This window comes from Streptomyces sp. NPDC060027 (genome assembly GCF_042737005.1).
Classification (GTDB): domain Bacteria; phylum Actinomycetota; class Actinomycetes; order Streptomycetales; family Streptomycetaceae; genus Streptomyces.
In genome coordinates this window covers 1-16,098 of sequence record NZ_JBHWVI010000208.1, presented here as the reverse complement: position 1 = coordinate 16,098, position 16,098 = coordinate 1, and the positions used below count along the sequence as shown (strand labels likewise).

Genomic DNA, 16,098 nt, shown 5'->3' with positions numbered 1-16,098 from the left:
CAGTGCCACGGCCGTCCCCTCGCGGCGCGCGGTGGAGAACCCTCAGGGACCGTCCGGGTCCGCCCGGTTCAGCGCCGGACGCGGGGGCGGGCCCGCCGTCATCAGACTGTCCGCGGCCGAGGTGTCCGTCACCAGGCTGGTGACCAGCCCGGACCGCAGCACCGCGTCGATGGCGGCCGCCTTGCGCTGTCCGCCCGCGATCGCGACGACCTCGGGGATACGGCGCAGCCGGTCTGCCTCGACCGTGATGCAGCGTTCGCCCAGGTCACGCCCGACCCGCCGGCCCTCGGCGTCGAAGAGGTGCGCGGACATCTCGGCGGCGACACCGAGGGACGCGTAGTGCGAGCGCTCCTCGTCGCTGAGCATGTCGTGCACCGTGGAGATGCCCGGCTCCCAGGAGCCGATGGAGACGCAGGCGACCGTGACCTTGTCGAAGTACTCGAAGGCACGGGCGATCCCCGTCTGGTTGCGCAGCGCCGCCGCGGTGGCCGCGTCGGGCAGCAGCATCGGCGCGTAGATGGGGTGGGCGTCGCCGCCCGACACCTGCGCGGCGCGCCGGACGGCCTCGACGGAGCCGCGCTCGGCGGTCCCGGCGTCGTACACGCCCGTCAGCTGCACCACGGTGCACGGCGGGAGCCGGTCCAGGGCCGCCGCCATGTGGATCGTGGAGCGGCCCCAGGCGAGGCCGAGCACATCACCCTCGTTGACGAGTTCGCCGAGCAGGTCGGCGGCCACCTCACCGAGGTTCTCCGGGTCGGGCGACTCCTCGGCATCGGCCGGGGACTCGACGACCACGGCATGCCGCAGGCCGTAGCGGGCGCGCAGCGCGTCCGAGCGCTCCGCGTCCAGCTCTGCGGGGACGCGGATCTCGATCCTCACGAGATCCCGTTCGAGCGCGGTCTCCAGGACCCGGGCCACCTTGAAGCGGCTGACGCCGAACTCCTCGGCGATCTGGATCTTGGATTTGCCCTCGAGGTAGAAGCGGCGGGCCATGGCCGCCGCCTGCACCAGCTCAGCGGGTCCCATCCGCATGGCTGACCGGCCCGCCGACATACCCGACACGGCGATCTCCTTCACTTCTGTTCACACTCTGGATTCGCCGTTCATCCTTGCAGATCCGGCGTACTCGGTTCGCCCTGATGGGCGGCGTTCACGTTCCCTTGGCTCAGTGGTCGCACGCCCACGATGCATGGGCCGTCGCCTCCTGAGCCTGGGTGCGCAGTGCACGTACCGCCTGCGCCGGGTCCGCCGCCCCGTACACCGCCGAACCGGCGACGAACACGTCGGCGCCCGCCTCCGCGCACCGCTCGATGGTCGAGGCCGAGACACCGCCGTCGACCTGGAGCCACAGTTCCAGTCCGTGCTTGCTGATCAACTCGCGCGTGCGGCGGATCTTCGGGAGCATGATGTCAAGAAAGGCCTGACCCCCGAATCCGGGTTCGACCGTCATGATCAGCAACATGTCGAGCTCGGGCAGCAGATCCTCGTACGGCTCGATGGGGGTCGCGGGCTTGAGCGCCATGGAGGCGCGGGCGCCCTTGGCCCGGATCTCCCGGGCCAGCCGGACGGGCGCGGCAGTCCCTTCCACGTGGAAGGTGACGGAGCCGGCACCCGCTTCCACGTACTGGGGCGCCCACCGATCGGCGTCCTCGATCATCAGATGGCAGTCCAGCGGAGTGTCCGTCGCACGGGCCAAAGACTCTACGACCGGCACCCCGAGGGTGAGGTTCGGTACGAAATGGTTGTCCATGACGTCGACATGGAGCCAGTCCGCGCCCTGCACCGCCTGTGCCTCCTCGGCAAGACGGGCGAAGTCGGCGGACAGGATGCTGGGGTTGATCTGCACGGCCATGCCCCAAGACTGCCATGTCCCGGGCCGGTTGCTCTCCTCGGTCCGGACCTGGGTTGTTCCGCGGATGTCGGACGGCGGTCCGGCATGCCATGCTGGGCGGCCCAGCGGCTCTGCGTCCGACCACGGGGGTGGGCATGAAGCGGCTCGACGGCTGGAAGCGGGCGGCCATCGGGGTGGTGTGCGGACGGCGGTCCAAGTGGCTGGTCCTGGTCCTGTGGCTGCTGGTCCTCGTCTTCGTGGCGCCCCTCGGAATGAAGCTCAGCGACGCCCAGGACAACGATGCGCAGTCCTGGCTGCCGGGCTCGGCCGAGTCCACCCAAGTCCTCGACATCTCCGAGGAGTTCCGGCCCGAGCAGATTCCGGCGGTCGTCGTCTACGCGCGCCCGGACGGCCTGACGGCGCAGGACCGCCGGCAGATCGCCGAGGACGCCCAGCAGATGAAGGCGCTGCGGGACCACGGCATCCGGGGTGCGGAGACCCGGGGACCGGTCTTCGACCGGCAGGCAGACCCCCGCGCGGCACAGATCTACGTCCCCATCACGATGGACGCCTCCGGCTGGCAGCGGATCGCCCCCGCCGTCGACTCCATCCATGACCGGGTGGGCAACGGCGGCGACGGGCTCTCCGTGCACATCACCGGGCCCGGCGGTATCGCCGCCGACTCCTCCGAGGCCTTCGAGGGCATCGACTCGACGCTGCTCTACGCCGCGATGGCCGTCGTCATCGTGATGCTTCTGATCACCTTCCGCAGCCCGATCCTGCTGTTCGTCCCGCTGCTCGGCGTGGTCGTCGCCCTGTTCACGGCCCAGGCGCTGATCTACCTGCTGGCGAGACACGCCGGTCTGACGGTCAACGGCCAGAGCGCGGGCATTCTCACCGTGCTCGTGTTCGGGGCGGGCACCGACTACGCGCTGCTGCTGGTCGCCCGCTACCGCGAGGAGCTGCGCCGCCACGAGGACCGCCATGAGGCGATGACGCTCGCCATGAACCGGGCGGGTCCGGCGATCCTGGCCTCGGGCGCGACGGTCGTGCTGAGCATGCTGGTGCTGCTGGTCGCCGAGATGAACTCGACGCGGGGCCTCGGCCCGGTCGCCGCAATCGGTGTGGGCGTCGGCCTGCTCGCCATGCTCACGCTCTTCCCGGCGCTGCTGCTGGTCTTCGGGCGCTGGATCTTCTGGCCCTCCGTTCCGCACCTCGGCTCGCCCGATCCGACCAGGAGCGGCGTCTGGGCGCGCATGGGCCACCGGATCGCCCGCCGCCCCCGGACGACCTGGGTCGCCACGGCACTGGCGCTGGCGGTGCTGTCCCTCGGCCTGATCCAGCTGCGGGCCGCGGGCATCTCCAACGCCGACGCGTTCACCGGGAAACCGGACTCGATCGTCGGCCAGGAGGTGTCGGCGCGCTACTTCCCAGCGGGCGCCGGCGATCCCCTGGTGATCGTCTCCGACACGGCCCAGGCCGAGCGGGTCGGCCGTGCCGTCGCGGCGGATCCGGGCGTGGTGCCGACCAGCATCGGTGTGCCACCGGGTACCGCGCCCGAACGCGACGGCCGGGTGCTGTTCGAGGCGACCGCGCGCGCCCCGGCCGACAGCGAGGCGGCCAAGGCCACCGTCGACCGGGTGCGCGACGCGGTGCACGCGATACCCGACGCCGACGCGAAGGTGGGCGGCGGCACGGCGGCCCTGCTGGACATGGAGGACGCCCAGACGCACGACAACTATCTGGTCATCCCGCTCGTCCTGCTGGTGGTCCTGCTGGTCCTGAGCATCCTGCTGCGCGCTCTGATCGCTCCGCTCCTGCTGATCGGGACGGTGGTGCTGTCGCTGGCCACCGCCCTCGGCGTCAGCGCGCTGGCCTTCCGGCACGTCTTCGACTACGCGGGCGAGGACGTGGCCTTCCCGCTGTTCGTCTTCGTGTTCCTGGTGGCCTTGGGGATCGACTACAACATCTTCCTGACCACCCGCATCCGCGAGGAGGCGGGCCGCCAGGGCACCCGCGCCGGTGTGGTGACGGGGCTCGCCACCACCGGGGCGGTGATCACCTCGGCCGGTCTCGTCCTCGCGGGCACCTTCGCGGCGCTCGGCACCCTGCCGATCGTGGGCTTCGCGGAGATCGGCTTCGCGGTCGCCCTCGGCGTGCTCCTGGACACCTTCGTGGTGCGCTCGGTGCTGGTCACCTCGCTCTTCCTCGACGTGGGCCCGAAGGTGTGGTGGCCGCACCGGCTCGCACGCGAGGACGGCACGGCGCGACCCGCCGACGCGGGGAAACCGGAGGCGTCCGGAACACCCGGCGGGCCGGCAGCACCCGGGACGCCGGGAGCACCTGGGACGCCGGGCGAGCCCGGGACATCCGAGGAGACCGGGTCGTCCGAGGAGCCCGATGCTTCCAGCGGGACCGGAGAACCGGCGAAACCCTCCCCGCCGCCCGACTGACCGGTTCCCTGCCGACCAGTTGCCGACCGACCAGTTCCCGACCGACCGGCCCTCCGGACGGACCGACTCGCCGTCCGGAGGGCCGGTCGGTCAGGCGGTTCTGCGGATGAGCGCCAGATACATCGCGTCCGTCCCGTGCAGATGCGGCCACAGCTGTACGTCGGGACCGTCCCCCAGAGCCGGCACGCCGGGCAGCAGCGGACGGGCGTCGAGCAGCTCGGCGGAGCCGCCCTCGAAGTGCTTGAGGACGTCGTCGACGACCGCGCGGGTCTCGGCGAGGTGCGGCGAACAGGTCGCGTACCCGACGACGCCGCCGACCCGCACCGAGTCGAGCGCCGTGCGCAGCAGCCCGCGCTGGAGCGGGGCGAAGCCGTCGAGGTCCTCGGGGCGACGCCGCCAGCGCGCCTCGGGACGGCGGCGCAGTGCGCCCAGGCCCGTGCAGGGCACGTCCATGAGCACCCGGTCGAAGGTGCCGGGCCGCCACGGCGGGCGGGTGCCGTCGGCGGCGATGACCTGGTAGGGGCCGGGGTTCCCGGCGAGCGTCTTGGCGACGAGCCCGGCCCGGTGCGGCTGCTTCTCGGAGGCGAGCAGTGTCGCGCCCCGCTGGGCGGCGAGGCCGGCCAGCATCGCGGCCTTGCCGCCGGGTCCGGCGCAACCGTCCAGCCAGGCCCGGTCGGGCCCGTCGAGCGGCGCGTTGGCCAGGGCGATCGCGACCAGTTGGCTGCCCTCGTCCTGGACGCCCGCGCGGCCCTCCCGTACGGCGTCGATGGCGCCCGGCTCGCCGCCCTCGGTGAGCCGCACGGCGTACGGCGACCAGCGCCCGGGAAGCGCCGAGTCCTCGTCCAGGGCGTCGAGGAGTTCTTCGGAGGTGGAGCGTCCCGGCCGGGCGACGAGGGTCACCTCGGGCCGCTCGTTGTCGGCCTCCAGCAGGTCCTCGATGCCGGCCCGGCCACCGCCCAGCGAGTCCCACAGCGCGGAGACGACCCAGCGCGGGTGCGAGTGCACGACCGCGAGGTGGTCCTCGGGGTCCTCGTCGTAGGGCGGCGCGACCTGCTCCAGCCAGGCGTCGAGGTCCTGCCGCGCGACCTTGCGCAGCACGGCGTTCACGAACTTGGCCCGACCGTCGCCGAGCACCACCCGGGCCAGCTCCACGGAGGCGGAGACGGCGGCGTGCGTCGGGATGCGCGTGCCGAGCAGCTGGTGGACACCGAGGCTGAGCACGTCGAGGACCGGCGGGTCGACCTCGCGCAGCGGCCGGTCGACACAGGCCGAGATGACGGCGTCGTACGTCCCCTGGCGGCGCAGCGTGCCGTACACCAGCTCGGTGGCGAGCGCGGCGTCCCGTGCGTCGAAGTCGCTCTTCTCCCGCGCCTTGCGCAGCAGGGGTGGCAGGACGAGGTTCGCGTAGGCGTCCCGCTCGTCCACGGCCCGCAGCGCCTCGAAGGCGAGCATGCGGACCGGGTCCTTCTGGGGGCGGCGGTAGGGCTTGCCGGGCTTCTGCGGCCGACGGGGCTGCTCACTCACGAAAAAGGTGCTCCGGATCCAGGAAAAAGATGCGCTTATCAGCGTACGCCGCAGGTCCGGCGTCAGACTCCGAGCCGCTCCCCGGACGGAATCCGCACCCCGCGGGCCCAGTCCGCCGCGCGCATCGGCTTCTTGCCCTGGGCCTGCACCCAGAGCAGTTCCACGGCGAAGGAGCCGGTGCCCACGTACACGTTGTTCTTGGCGACCGACAGCTCGCCCGGGGCCAGATCCGTGCGGTCGGGCACCATCGCGACCTGGATGAGCTTGAGGCGCTCGTCGCGGAAGACGGTCCAGGACCCGGGCGCGGGCGTGCACCCGCGCACCACGCGGTCCACGCGCAGCGCCGGGGCGGCCCAGTCGACGTGGGCGCTCTCGACGGTGATCTTCGGCGCGGTGCTGATGCCGTCGGCGGGCTGCGGGACGGCCTTGAGCGTGCCGTCCTCGATCCCGTCCATCGTCGCGGCGAGCAGTCCCGACCCGGCGAAGGCGAGCCGCGTCAGCAGGTCCCCACTGGTGTCGGTGGGCCGGATCTCCTCGGTGACGGTCCCGTACACCGGCCCGGAGTCGAGGCCCTCCTCGATCAGGAAGGTGGAGGCGCCGGTGATCTCGTCGCCGGCCATGATCGCGTGCTGCACGGGGGCGGCGCCGCGCCATGCGGGCAGCAGCGAGAAGTGCAGGTTGACCCAGCCCTGCGCGGGGATGTCGAGGGCGACCCGGGGCAGCAGGGCCCCGTACGCGACGACGGGACAGCAGTCCGGGCCGATCTCCCGCAGCCGGGCCAGGAACTCCTCGTCCCGGGGCTTCACGGGCTTGAGCACCTCGATCCCGGCCTCTTCCGCCCGCACGGCGACCGGACTCGCGACGAGCCGTCGTCCCCGCCCGGCCGGAGCGTCCGGCCGGGTCACGACAGCGGCCACCTCGTGCCGCCCGGAGGCGATCAGGGCGTCCAGGGCGGGAACGGCGACCTCGGGGGTACCTGCGAAGACGAGCTTCATGGGTGGCGGTTGGCCTCTCGGGCGGGAGCTCTTCCATCCCCCGCGGGCGTGCCGGTGGAGGCGAAGCGCGGGGCAGCGCACCAGTCTATGCCGCGCGGAGCCCCGGGGCTCGGGGGTTCTTCCGGGGTGCCAGGTCCTCCGGCCCGCACGGGTGGTGCGGTCCCCTCACCGGCACGGCACGTGGGGCGCGCGCACCACACGCCGGGGGGCGTACATCCTGGGACGCGCCCCGTGCATATGCCCTCGCGCCCCCGCAGCGTGACCACTCACCCGTCCACGCGTTGGTCAAGAAAGAGTTGACCACAGCGGGCCGCAGATTCACGGCCCGATCCTTTTCAACGCCTGTTCGAGAGGCTTGTTCATGGCCGACCACGCAACCCACGACGCCCAGGCTCGGGCCAGCCTGCACTTGCTGGTGCGGGACATCGAGCGGGTCCGCCGACAGGTGGACGCACTGCGCACGCTGACCGCCCAGTTGGGCAACGTCTACCGTCCGCGCCGCTCCGGACCCTCCACGGGCTTCGTCGTCTACGGACGCGCTCCCGCCCCGACCGTCCGTCTCGCCCAGGAGCTGCGGGACAGCGTCGAGACCCTGGTCACGGCCGCCGTGGACTTCGACCGCTCACTCGGATTCTCGTGGGACGCGGTGGGCTCGGCCCTCGGGGTCACCAAGCAGGCGGTGCACCGCCGTTACGGCGCCCGCCGCGCGGCCGCCCAGGCCGCCGCGGAGGCGGAGCGCGCCACGGAGACGGCGAGCACCCACACGGTCGCCGTCGACACCGTTCTCCCCGCGGTGCCGACCGTCCCCGCCGCCCGCTCCATGCCGACCCAGCCGACGGCCGGCAGCCCCACGCTCCGCGACGAGGTGCGGCCCACGGCCTTCCCGGGCCCACGCAACGGCTGACCCGGTACCGCGACAACAGCTGCCTCCCGGCACCAGGACCCGGGAGGCAGTCCCTTACCCACCCCGGGTCCGCGACTCGAGCCCGCAGCAGACGCCGACGGCTCGCGCACGCTGCGCTCGCCCCCTTCACGCCCGGTGGCCCTGTCCACGGTTCGCGACCACCGCCCGTGCCGACAGTTCACGCGCGCAGGCCACGCCCACGGCGCACACCCAACGCCCGCGCCGGCACCCGCACTTCGCGAGCTCGGTGACGCCGGCCCGCCCGATCTCGCGGAGTCACGGGACCCCACCCGGACTCACCCGATGTCCAGTGGATCGATCCTGATCCGTACGGGCTCGTTCCCCCCACGCGCCATGCGCGCCGCCTGCGCGCTCTTCAGCGCGGTCGCCAGCGCGGCGCCGCTGCCCGGGGGCACCCGGACGAGCACCCGTTCCCCGACCTCACCAGGAGGCGGCCCACCGGCCCGCCGGGGCCGGCCGGGCTCGGTGACCGGCAGCGGCACGGGCCCCAGCACCTCGGCGTCGCGCGGCAGTTCGGCGGCGGCGAGGAACCCGGCGAGCGCCTCCGGCGTCCCGGACACCGCCGCCATCCGGGAGACGGGCGGAAAACCCAGCTCGGCCCGCTCGGCGAGCTCTCGCACCGCGTGCCCGACGGGATCCCACCGTACGAGCGCCTGCACGGGCCGCAGGGTCGGTTCGGCCACGACCACGACCGTGCCGCCCTCTCCCTGCGGACGGACCAGCGCGGCGGCCCCTATCCACCGGCGCAACGCGTCCTCGCCGGCCCGCAGATCGGGCCGTCCGAGCATCGCCCAGCCGTCGAGCAGCAACGCGGCCGCGTATCCGCCCTCGGCGACAGGTTCGGCCCCCGGGGTGCTCACCACCAGCGCGGGCGCCTCGGACACCGTGTCCAGCACCTGCTCCCGCCCGGACGTGCGCACCGGTACGGCAGGGAACGCCCGCCCCAGTTCCTCGGCGGTCCGGCGGGCGCCGACGACCTGGGCCCGCAGCCGGAACCCTCCGCACTCCTGGCAGTGCCAGGCACTCTCCTCCCGCCCGCACCACGCACAGTGCAGTGCCTGGGCGTCCTGCGCCTCCAACGGCCCCGCGCAGTGCCGGCACCGCGCGGGCGTCCGGCACTGCGCGCACGCCATCCTCGGCACATATCCCCGCCGGGGCACCTGGACCAGGACAGGCCCCTGCCGCAGCCCCTCCCTGACGATCTGCCAGGCGAGCGTGGGCAGCCGAGCGGCCCGGGCGGCCTCGTCGCGCGCGAGGTCGCCGTCCCCCACGGTCCGCACCAGCGGCGCCGCGCCGCGCACCTGCTCCCGGTCCGCGGCCAGCGGCAGCGCCCAGCCGGTCTCGACGAGCTGTGCCGCCTCCACCGTGCACGTCCAACTCCCCAGCAAGAAGCCGCACTTGTCGCGTGAAGCGCGCAGCTCCAGCACTTCCCGGACATGCGGGAAGGGAGCGTTGTCATCGCTGTGTCCGGCGTCGCCGTCGTCCCAGACGACGACAAGTCCCAGATTCCGTACGGGCGCGAACATGGCGGCCCGCGTACCGACGACGGCCCGCACGGCCCCGCGCCGAACCGCGAGCCACTCCCGGTAGCGCCGCTCCGGTCCGGCGTCGGCGGTCAGCACGGCGTGCTGCCCCTCCCCCAACAGGGCCTTGAGCGCGCTGTCCACCCGGGCGGCGGGCCGTCCGGCCGGTACGACGACGAGCGCGCCGCGCCCGGAGGCGAGCGTCGCCTGCACGGCCCGGGCGATCTCCTCGGCCCACTCGGGACCGGGCAGCGCGGTCCACACGGCGCGCGGGGCCCCGCCGGAGGCCAGCGAGGCGAGGAAGTCCGCCCCCCTCCCGTACCTCCGCCAGGTCCCGGGGTCGGGTGCGGTGGGCGGCGGCGGGGGTTCCGGCGACTCCCGTGCCTCGGCGCGGGCGTGCCGGGGCGGAACGGCCAGTTGCAGCACGTCGGCGAGCGATCCCGCGTACCGGTCGGCGACGGCGCGGGCGAGTCCCAGCAGTTCGGGCCCGAGGACGGGCTCGGGCGAGACGACCTGCGCGAGGGCGGCCAACGGCCCGGAATAGTCGGACTCGGCGACCCGCTCGACGAGGTAGCCGTCGATCAGACCGCCGCCCTCGCGCCGCCCCTCGCGCACAGTGCGTCCCCCGGCGCCGAAGCGCACCCGCACGCGCACGCCCGGCTGCGCGGCCTCGTCCAGGTCCTCGGGCACGGCGTAGTCGAAGTAGCGGTCGAGGTGCAGCACGCCTTTGTCGACGAGCACCCGCGCGACGGGCAGCTCCTTGGCGAGCGCGGCCCCCCGCCAGGTCCGTGGCTTCGCCTTGGGCGCCTTGGCCTGGCGCACGGCCTCCCGGATCAGCGCAAGCTGCTCGGGCGGCGCACCGTCCGCGCCGTCTGCGGGTCGCCCGTTCGCGCTGCTCACAGCAGTATTCCTACCAGACCGCACTGACAGCGCCACGCGCCCGAGATCAGGCCGGCCGCGGATCGTGAACGCCCTGCGGGCGCTTCCGCCATGGACCGCTCGGCCGTACCGGTCCAGGACCGGCAGCGGGATTCGATCCCGCGAGGGGACATCCTCCGGAAGGACCCGCGGCCATCGCACGGGCAGGGCGGTGCCGGATCTCCCGAGATCGGTAGCGGCAGCGGAACGTGTTCCAGATTCACCGCACGCCATGGGCGTACTCCACCGAAGTAACCGCGGCCATCGCACCGGGAGATCACCAGCGTACGAATTCCGGCCCGCCGGGGCCAACGATTTCCGCACGGCTCTGACGAAGCCTTCGCGGACTACAGACCCGCGGCCTTGCGCAGCGCGTCCACCCGGTCCGTCCGCTCCCACGTGAAGTCGGGCAGCTCGCGGCCGAAGTGACCGTAGGCGGCGGTCTGGGCGTAGATCGGGCGGAGCAGGTCGAGGTCGCGGATGATGGCCGCCGGGCGGAGGTCGAAGACCTCGGTGATGGCGGTCTCGATCTTCTCCGCGTCGACCTTGGCGGTGCCGAAGGTCTCGACGAACAGACCGACCGGCTCGGCCTTGCCGATGGCGTAGGCGACCTGGACCTCGCAGCGCGAGGCGAGGCCCGCGGCGACGACGTTCTTCGCGACCCAGCGCATGGCGTACGCGGCGGAGCGGTCGACCTTGGACGGGTCCTTGCCGGAGAAGGCACCGCCGCCGTGGCGGGCCATGCCGCCGTACGTGTCGATGATGATCTTGCGGCCGGTGAGGCCGGCGTCGCCCATCGGGCCGCCGATCTCGAAGCGACCGGTCGGGTTCACCAGCAGACGGTAGCCCTCGGTCTCCAGCTTGATGCCGTCCTCGAGGAGGGCCTTCAGCTCCGGCTCGACCACGAACTCGCGGATGTCAGGGGCGAGCAGCGACTCCAGGTCGATGTCCGACGCGTGCTGCGAGGAGACGACGACGGTGTCCAGACGGACCGCCTTGTCGCCGTCGTACTCGATGGTGACCTGGGTCTTGCCGTCGGGGCGCAGGTACGGGATGGTCCCGTTCTTGCGGACCTCGGACAGCCGGCGCGAGAGCTTGTGCGCAAGATGGATCGGAAGCGGCATCAGGTTCGGAGTCTCGTCCGTCGCGTACCCGAACATCAGGCCCTGGTCGCCGGCGCCCTGCCTGTCCAGCTCGTCCTCGTCGCCCTCGACGCGCGACTCGTACGCCGTGTCGACGCCCTGCGCGATGTCCGGGGACTGGGAACCGATCGACACCGACACGCCACAGGACGCCCCGTCGAAGCCCTTCTTCGACGAGTCGTAGCCGATCTCCAGGATCTTGTCGCGGACCAGCTGGGCGATCGGCGCGTAGGCCTTGGTCGTGACCTCTCCGGCCACGTGCACCAGGCCGGTCGTGATGAGCGTCTCCACGGCGACCCGGGATGTCGGGTCCTCGCGCAGGAGCGCATCGAGAATGGTGTCGCTGATCTGGTCAGCGATCTTGTCGGGGTGACCCTCGGTCACGGACTCCGAGGTGAACAGGCGACGGGACACAACGCTCCCTGTGGTTGCAGCGGCTGCTGGCTGATCATTGGTGGACGGGCCGGGGGCTGCGCCCGGCGTCGTCCGAGAACAGTTTATCGGTCGCACTCAGCCGCGGGACTACTGTCTCGCCTCTCGGAAGGCCTGTGACCTGCGGCACGGGCATTCTGCGCCATGTCCGTCGCTCTCCGCCAGGGTCGCCACGCCCGATTTTGCGAGCTTTGCGTGGCCGGTGGGACGGATGAGATTTCACACCAGTCGGCGTGTCACGAGGTCCCACACCGTCTCGGCCAGTGCTTCCTTGGGTCCGTGGGGCACCGGGGTCTCGCTGCCGTCGGCCCCGAGCACCACCGCCTCGTTCTCCTCGGATCCGAAGGTCTTGCGCTCCCCCACCTCGTTCACCACCAGGAGATCGCAGCCCTTGCGCTCCAGTTTCGTCCGTCCGTTGGCGAGGACGTCGTCCGTCTCGGCGGCGAACCCGACGACCACCTGGCCGAGGCGCGGACGGTCCGCGGAGATCTCCGCGAGGATGTCCGGATTGCGGACCAGGACGATCGGCTCCGGCTCCTTGCCGTCCTTCTTCTTGATCTTCCCGGCCGCGTACGACTCCGGCCGGAAGTCCGCCACCGCGGCCGCCATCACGATCGCGTCGGCGTCCGGGGCCGCCTTCAGTACGGCTTCCCGCATCTGTACGGCGGTGCCGACCTGGACCACGTCGACCCCGGCCGGGTCCGCGAGGCCCGTGTTCGCCGCGATCAGCGTGACCCGGGCGCCGCGCGCGGCGGCGGTGCGGGCGAGGGCGTACCCCTGCTTGCCGGAGGAGCGGTTGCCGAGGAAGCGGACGGGGTCGAGGGGCTCACGGGTGCCACCCGCGCTGACGACGACATGACGGCCGACGAGATCGGGCTCGGCGGCACCCCGGGCGAGGACGCGGCGGCAGACCTCGAAGATCTCCCCCGGGTCGGGCAGCCGCCCTTTGCCGGTGTCGACGCCGGTGAGACGTCCCACGGCGGGCTCGACGACCACGGCACCGCGCCGCCGCAGGGTCGCCACGTTCTCCTGGGTCGCCGGGTGCTCCCACATCTCGGTGTGCATGGCGGGCGCGAAGACGACCGGGCAGCGGGCGGTGAGCAGGGTGTTGGTGAGGAGGTCGTCGGCCAGTCCGTGGGCGGCCTTGGCCAGCAGGTCGGCCGTCGCGGGGGCCACCACCACGAGGTCGGCGTGCTGCCCGATGCGGACGTGCGGGACCTCGTGGACGTCCGACCAGACCTCGGTGGAGACGGGGTGGCCGGACAGCGCCGACCAGGTGGCGGCGCCGACGAAGTGCAGCGCGGACGCGGTGGGCACGACGCGCACGTCGTGGCCCGACTCCGTCAGTCGTCGCAGCAGCTCACAGGCCTTGTACGCGGCGATGCCACCGCTGACGCCCAGAACGACCTTCGGCTTGTCCACCGTCTCTCCCCGAGCTCGGAAACGTACGACTCCATGACACACCACAGGCCCGGCAGTCGCGCCGCCGGGCCTGGGATGAGCAGATGAACGACTACTGAGCGGGGCCCTCGACGGCCTCGGACGTCAGCAGACCCGCGTTGATCTCGCGCAGGGCGATCGACAGCGGCTTCTCGTGGACGTGGGTGTCGACGAGCGGACCGACGTACTCGAGGAGGCCCTCGCCGAGCTGCGAGTAGTACGCGTTGATCTGGCGGGCACGCTTGGCCGCGTAGATCACCAGGCTGTACTTCGAGTCGGTGGCCTCGAGAAGCTCGTCGATCGGAGGGTTGATGATGCCCTCGGGAGCAGTGATGGAAGAGGACACGCTCTGCCTTCCGAAAGGTGGAAAATTGACCTGAAAGATCAAACAACTTCCACCAAGGCTAGCAGCTCGCGCGCCACGTCCTCGACGGAGGTGTTGACCAGGGTGACATCGAACTCCGGCTCGGCCGCGAGTTCGACCTTGGCCGCCTCCAGACGGCGCTCGATCACCTCCGGCGGTTCGGTGCCCCGCCCGGTGAGCCTGCGCACCAGCTCCTCCCAGGAAGGCGGAGCCAGGAACACGAGCAGCGCCTCGGGCATGGACTCGCGGACCTGCCGGGCACCCTGGAGGTCGATCTCCAGGAGTAGCGGCACACCCGATTCCAGGTGCTCCAGGACGGCGGCCCGCGGAGTCCCGTAGCGGTTGCCGGCGAATTCGGCCCACTCCAGGAGCTCGCCATTGGCGATCAGCTTGTCCATCTCGTCGTCGGAGACGAAGAAGTAGTGGACTCCGTGCTTCTCACCGGGGCGCGGCTTGCGGGTCGTCGCCGACACCGAGAGCCAGACCTCGGGGTGTTCCTTGCGCATATGAGCGACGACCGTGCTCTTGCCGACCCCTGAGGGGCCGGAGAGCACGGTCAGCCGCGGACGTTCACTCATGCAGCGATTATTCCAGCAATCCTGGGGTGCCCAGGACTCAGGCGCCGGAACCGCCGAACTCGCGCTCCAAAGAGGCGATCTGATTCGAGCCGAGACCGCGTACGCGGCGGCTCTCGGAGATCCCGAGTCGCTCCATGATCTGCTTGGCGCGGACCTTGCCCACGCCCGGCAGGGACTCCAGGAGGGCGGAGACCTTCATCTTGCCGATGACGTCGTTCTCCTGACCCTGCTTGATGACCTCGTGGAGGGAGGCGCCGGAGTGCTTGAGTCGATTCTTGACCTCGGCCCGCTCCCGGCGAGCCGCGGCGGCCTTTTCGAGCGCGGCTGCGCGCTGTTCAGGGGTAAGGGGCGGAAGAGCCACGCCTACGTCACCTCGGATGTCGAACTGTCGGATACGGACCGGTGAGGAACCTAGTCGCCCCACACCTGGGTGGCCACGAGCAACACGCTTGCCCGATCTCCTCCGATGCCTTGAGGGCGTGGGAGGTGCCACCACTCGACGGAGACTAGCGGGCAAGTGCGCCGGAGTCAGCGAGAACAGCGGAAAAGTCCTGGTCAGCCTCCCTGGAGCCCGACATTTCCGACATACCTCCCCGGATTTGAGAATGTATTCGGACTCGGGGCGCCCGCAAGGCACTCGCGGGAGGGCTGTCGAACGGCTGTCGGAGGGCTCAGGCGGCCGCCACGGCCGCCCTGATCTCCTCCGCGAACCCCTCCGCCGACTCGCGCAGCGCCACGACGTCGGGGCCGTGACGCAGAACACCCCGGCTCACGTTCGGGACGACATTGCGCACGGCGGACCCGAAGACGCCCGCCAGGTCGGCCGCCGTCGCTCCCTGGGCACCGATTCCGGGCGCCAGGAGCGGACCGTTGATCTCCAGGTCGTACGAGGAGAGATCGCCCAGAGTGGCGCCGACCACCGCTCCGAAGGAGCCGAGCGGCCTCTCGTCCGCGTTCTCGGCGGCCAGGTGCCCGAGCATCGTCGCTCCGACGCTGCGCCCGTCCGCCCGTACGGCGTGCTGCACCTCGCCGCCCTCCGGGTTGGAGGTGAGCGCGAGGACGAAGAGCCCGGCCCCGCTCTCGCGCGCCAGCTCGACCGCGGGCTTCAGGGAGCCGTAGCCCAGGTACGGCGACACGGTCAGCGCGTCCGAGAAGAGCGGCGCGTCCTTGCGCAGGAAGGTCTCGGCGTACGCGGCCATGGTCGAGCCGATGTCGCCGCGCTTGGCGTCCATCACCACCAGCGCTCCGGCCTCCCGGGCCTGCTCGACCGACTTCTCCAGGACGGCGATCCCGCGCGACCCGAACCGCTCGAAGAAGGCGCTCTGCGGCTTCAGGACGGCGACCCGTTCGGCCAGGGCCTCGACGACCGTGCGGCTGAAGCGCTCCAGACCGGCGATGTCGTCGCCGAGCCCCCAGTCGGCGAGCAGGGACGCGTGCGGGTCGATGCCGACGCACAGGGGGCCGCGCTCGTCCATGGCACGGCGGAGGCGTGCGCCGAAGGGTTCCAGGCTCATACGGACTTCCTCACGTCGGCGCCGACCGCGTCGGCGAGGGTGGCGTACGGGCTCGTCCGCAGACGGGTGGCGAGCCCCTTGTGGATGGCGCGGCCCCAGAAGGGCCCTTCGTAGATGAAGGCGCTGTAGCCCTGGACCAGCGTGGCGCCGGCCAGGATGCGCTGCCAGGCGTCCTCGGCGTTCTCGACGCCGCCTACGCCCACCAGGGTGATGCGGTCGCCCACGCGCGCGTAGAGGCGGCGCAGCACCTCCAGGGAGCGCGCCTTGAGGGGCGCGCCGGAGAGTCCGCCGGTCTCCTTCACCAGCGAGGGTTCGGATGCCAGACCGAGTCCCTCGCGCGCGATGGTCGTGTTGGTGGCGATGATCCCGTCCAGGCCGAGCTCGACGGCGAGGTCGGCGACCGCGTCGACGTCCTCGTCGGCGAGGTCGGGCGCGATCTTGACCAACAGGGGGACGCGC

13 protein-coding genes and 1 pseudogene are annotated in these 16,098 nt (G+C 72.1%); 2 read left to right on the top strand and 12 right to left on the bottom strand.

Going from position 1 to position 16,098, the window contains the following annotated elements:
- Positions 1-42: 42 nt before the first annotated feature.
- Together ACFWBT_RS34545 and rpe are read right to left on the bottom strand one after the other, a co-directional pair.
- Positions 43-1,053: a sugar-binding transcriptional regulator gene (locus tag ACFWBT_RS34545; RefSeq protein WP_266765587.1), complete on the bottom strand. Its 1,011-nt coding sequence runs from the start codon at positions 1,051-1,053 to the stop codon at positions 43-45.
- 112 nt (positions 1,054-1,165) lie between these two features.
- Entirely contained in the window at positions 1,166-1,852 is a 687-nt protein-coding gene (rpe, locus tag ACFWBT_RS34540) for a ribulose-phosphate 3-epimerase (RefSeq protein ID WP_385706916.1), read from the bottom strand.
- Between the two features lie 134 nt (positions 1,853-1,986).
- Here rpe and ACFWBT_RS34535 point away from each other — a divergent pair, with 134 nt between their 5' ends.
- Complete coding sequence (locus tag ACFWBT_RS34535) at positions 1,987-4,284, top strand: MMPL family transporter (RefSeq protein ID WP_385706915.1); 2,298 nt, start codon at positions 1,987-1,989, stop codon at positions 4,282-4,284.
- A gap of 90 nt (positions 4,285-4,374) precedes the next feature.
- Here ACFWBT_RS34535 and ACFWBT_RS34530 read toward each other — a convergent pair whose 3' ends face one another.
- Both ACFWBT_RS34530 and fmt read right to left on the bottom strand, forming a co-directional pair.
- The gene (locus ACFWBT_RS34530; protein WP_385706914.1) at positions 4,375-5,808 is read right to left on the bottom strand and encodes an RsmB/NOP family class I SAM-dependent RNA methyltransferase; all 1,434 of its coding nucleotides are present in this window, start codon (positions 5,806-5,808) and stop codon (positions 4,375-4,377) included.
- A gap of 62 nt (positions 5,809-5,870) precedes the next feature.
- On the bottom strand, positions 5,871-6,803 hold the full coding sequence (gene fmt, locus ACFWBT_RS34525; protein WP_385706913.1) for a methionyl-tRNA formyltransferase: 933 nt from the start codon (positions 6,801-6,803) through the stop codon (positions 5,871-5,873).
- A gap of 361 nt (positions 6,804-7,164) precedes the next feature.
- Here fmt and ACFWBT_RS34520 point away from each other — a divergent pair, with 361 nt between their 5' ends.
- Positions 7,165-7,707, top strand: a complete 543-nt coding sequence (locus tag ACFWBT_RS34520) for a hypothetical protein (protein ID WP_385706912.1) — start codon at positions 7,165-7,167, stop codon at positions 7,705-7,707.
- Positions 7,708-8,003: 296 nt separating this feature from the next.
- Here ACFWBT_RS34520 and ACFWBT_RS34515 read toward each other — a convergent pair whose 3' ends face one another.
- The 8 genes and pseudogenes from ACFWBT_RS34515 to ACFWBT_RS34480 form a co-directional block, all read right to left on the bottom strand.
- A complete protein-coding gene (locus tag ACFWBT_RS34515) occupies positions 8,004-10,151 on the bottom strand; it encodes a primosomal protein N' (protein WP_385706911.1) in 2,148 nt (715 codons plus the stop codon).
- Between the two features lie 365 nt (positions 10,152-10,516).
- Positions 10,517-11,725, bottom strand: coding sequence for a methionine adenosyltransferase (metK, locus tag ACFWBT_RS34510; RefSeq protein ID WP_385706910.1), 1,209 nt, complete (start codon positions 11,723-11,725; stop codon positions 10,517-10,519).
- Between the two features lie 237 nt (positions 11,726-11,962).
- Positions 11,963-13,165: a bifunctional phosphopantothenoylcysteine decarboxylase/phosphopantothenate--cysteine ligase CoaBC gene (gene coaBC, locus ACFWBT_RS34505; RefSeq protein WP_385706909.1), complete on the bottom strand. Its 1,203-nt coding sequence runs from the start codon at positions 13,163-13,165 to the stop codon at positions 11,963-11,965.
- 91 nt (positions 13,166-13,256) lie between these two features.
- On the bottom strand, positions 13,257-13,529 hold the full coding sequence (rpoZ, locus tag ACFWBT_RS34500; protein WP_003982715.1) for a DNA-directed RNA polymerase subunit omega: 273 nt from the start codon (positions 13,527-13,529) through the stop codon (positions 13,257-13,259).
- Between the two features lie 38 nt (positions 13,530-13,567).
- On the bottom strand, positions 13,568-14,125 hold the full coding sequence (gene gmk, locus ACFWBT_RS34495) for a guanylate kinase (RefSeq protein ID WP_385706908.1): 558 nt from the start codon (positions 14,123-14,125) through the stop codon (positions 13,568-13,570).
- 37 nt (positions 14,126-14,162) lie between these two features.
- Positions 14,163-14,486, bottom strand: a complete 324-nt coding sequence (locus tag ACFWBT_RS34490; RefSeq protein WP_016638838.1) for an integration host factor — start codon at positions 14,484-14,486, stop codon at positions 14,163-14,165.
- 310 nt (positions 14,487-14,796) lie between these two features.
- The gene (gene pyrF, locus ACFWBT_RS34485; protein ID WP_385706907.1) at positions 14,797-15,639 is read right to left on the bottom strand and encodes an orotidine-5'-phosphate decarboxylase; all 843 of its coding nucleotides are present in this window, start codon (positions 15,637-15,639) and stop codon (positions 14,797-14,799) included.
- Positions 15,636-16,098 (bottom strand): annotated as a pseudogene (locus ACFWBT_RS34480) (dihydroorotate dehydrogenase (quinone)); the annotation flags it as partial. The gene pyrF and the pseudogene ACFWBT_RS34480, both read right to left, overlap by 4 nt.

Bases quoted from the DNA above. Each gene is read 5' to 3' on its own strand.
- ACFWBT_RS34545 (WP_266765587.1), bottom strand. From the start codon at position 1,053: ATGTCGGCGGGCCGGTCAGCCATGCGGATGGGACCCGCTGAGCTGGTG.
- rpe (WP_385706916.1), bottom strand. From the start codon at position 1,852: ATGGCCGTGCAGATCAACCCCAGCATCCTGTCCGCCGACTTCGCCCGT.
- ACFWBT_RS34535 (WP_385706915.1), top strand. From the start codon at position 1,987: ATGAAGCGGCTCGACGGCTGGAAGCGGGCGGCCATCGGGGTGGTGTGC.
- fmt (WP_385706913.1), bottom strand. From the start codon at position 6,803: ATGAAGCTCGTCTTCGCAGGTACCCCCGAGGTCGCCGTTCCCGCCCTG.
- ACFWBT_RS34520 (WP_385706912.1), top strand. From the start codon at position 7,165: ATGGCCGACCACGCAACCCACGACGCCCAGGCTCGGGCCAGCCTGCAC.
- gmk (WP_385706908.1), bottom strand. From the start codon at position 14,125: ATGAGTGAACGTCCGCGGCTGACCGTGCTCTCCGGCCCCTCAGGGGTC.
- pyrF (WP_385706907.1), bottom strand. From the start codon at position 15,639: ATGAGCCTGGAACCCTTCGGCGCACGCCTCCGCCGTGCCATGGACGAG.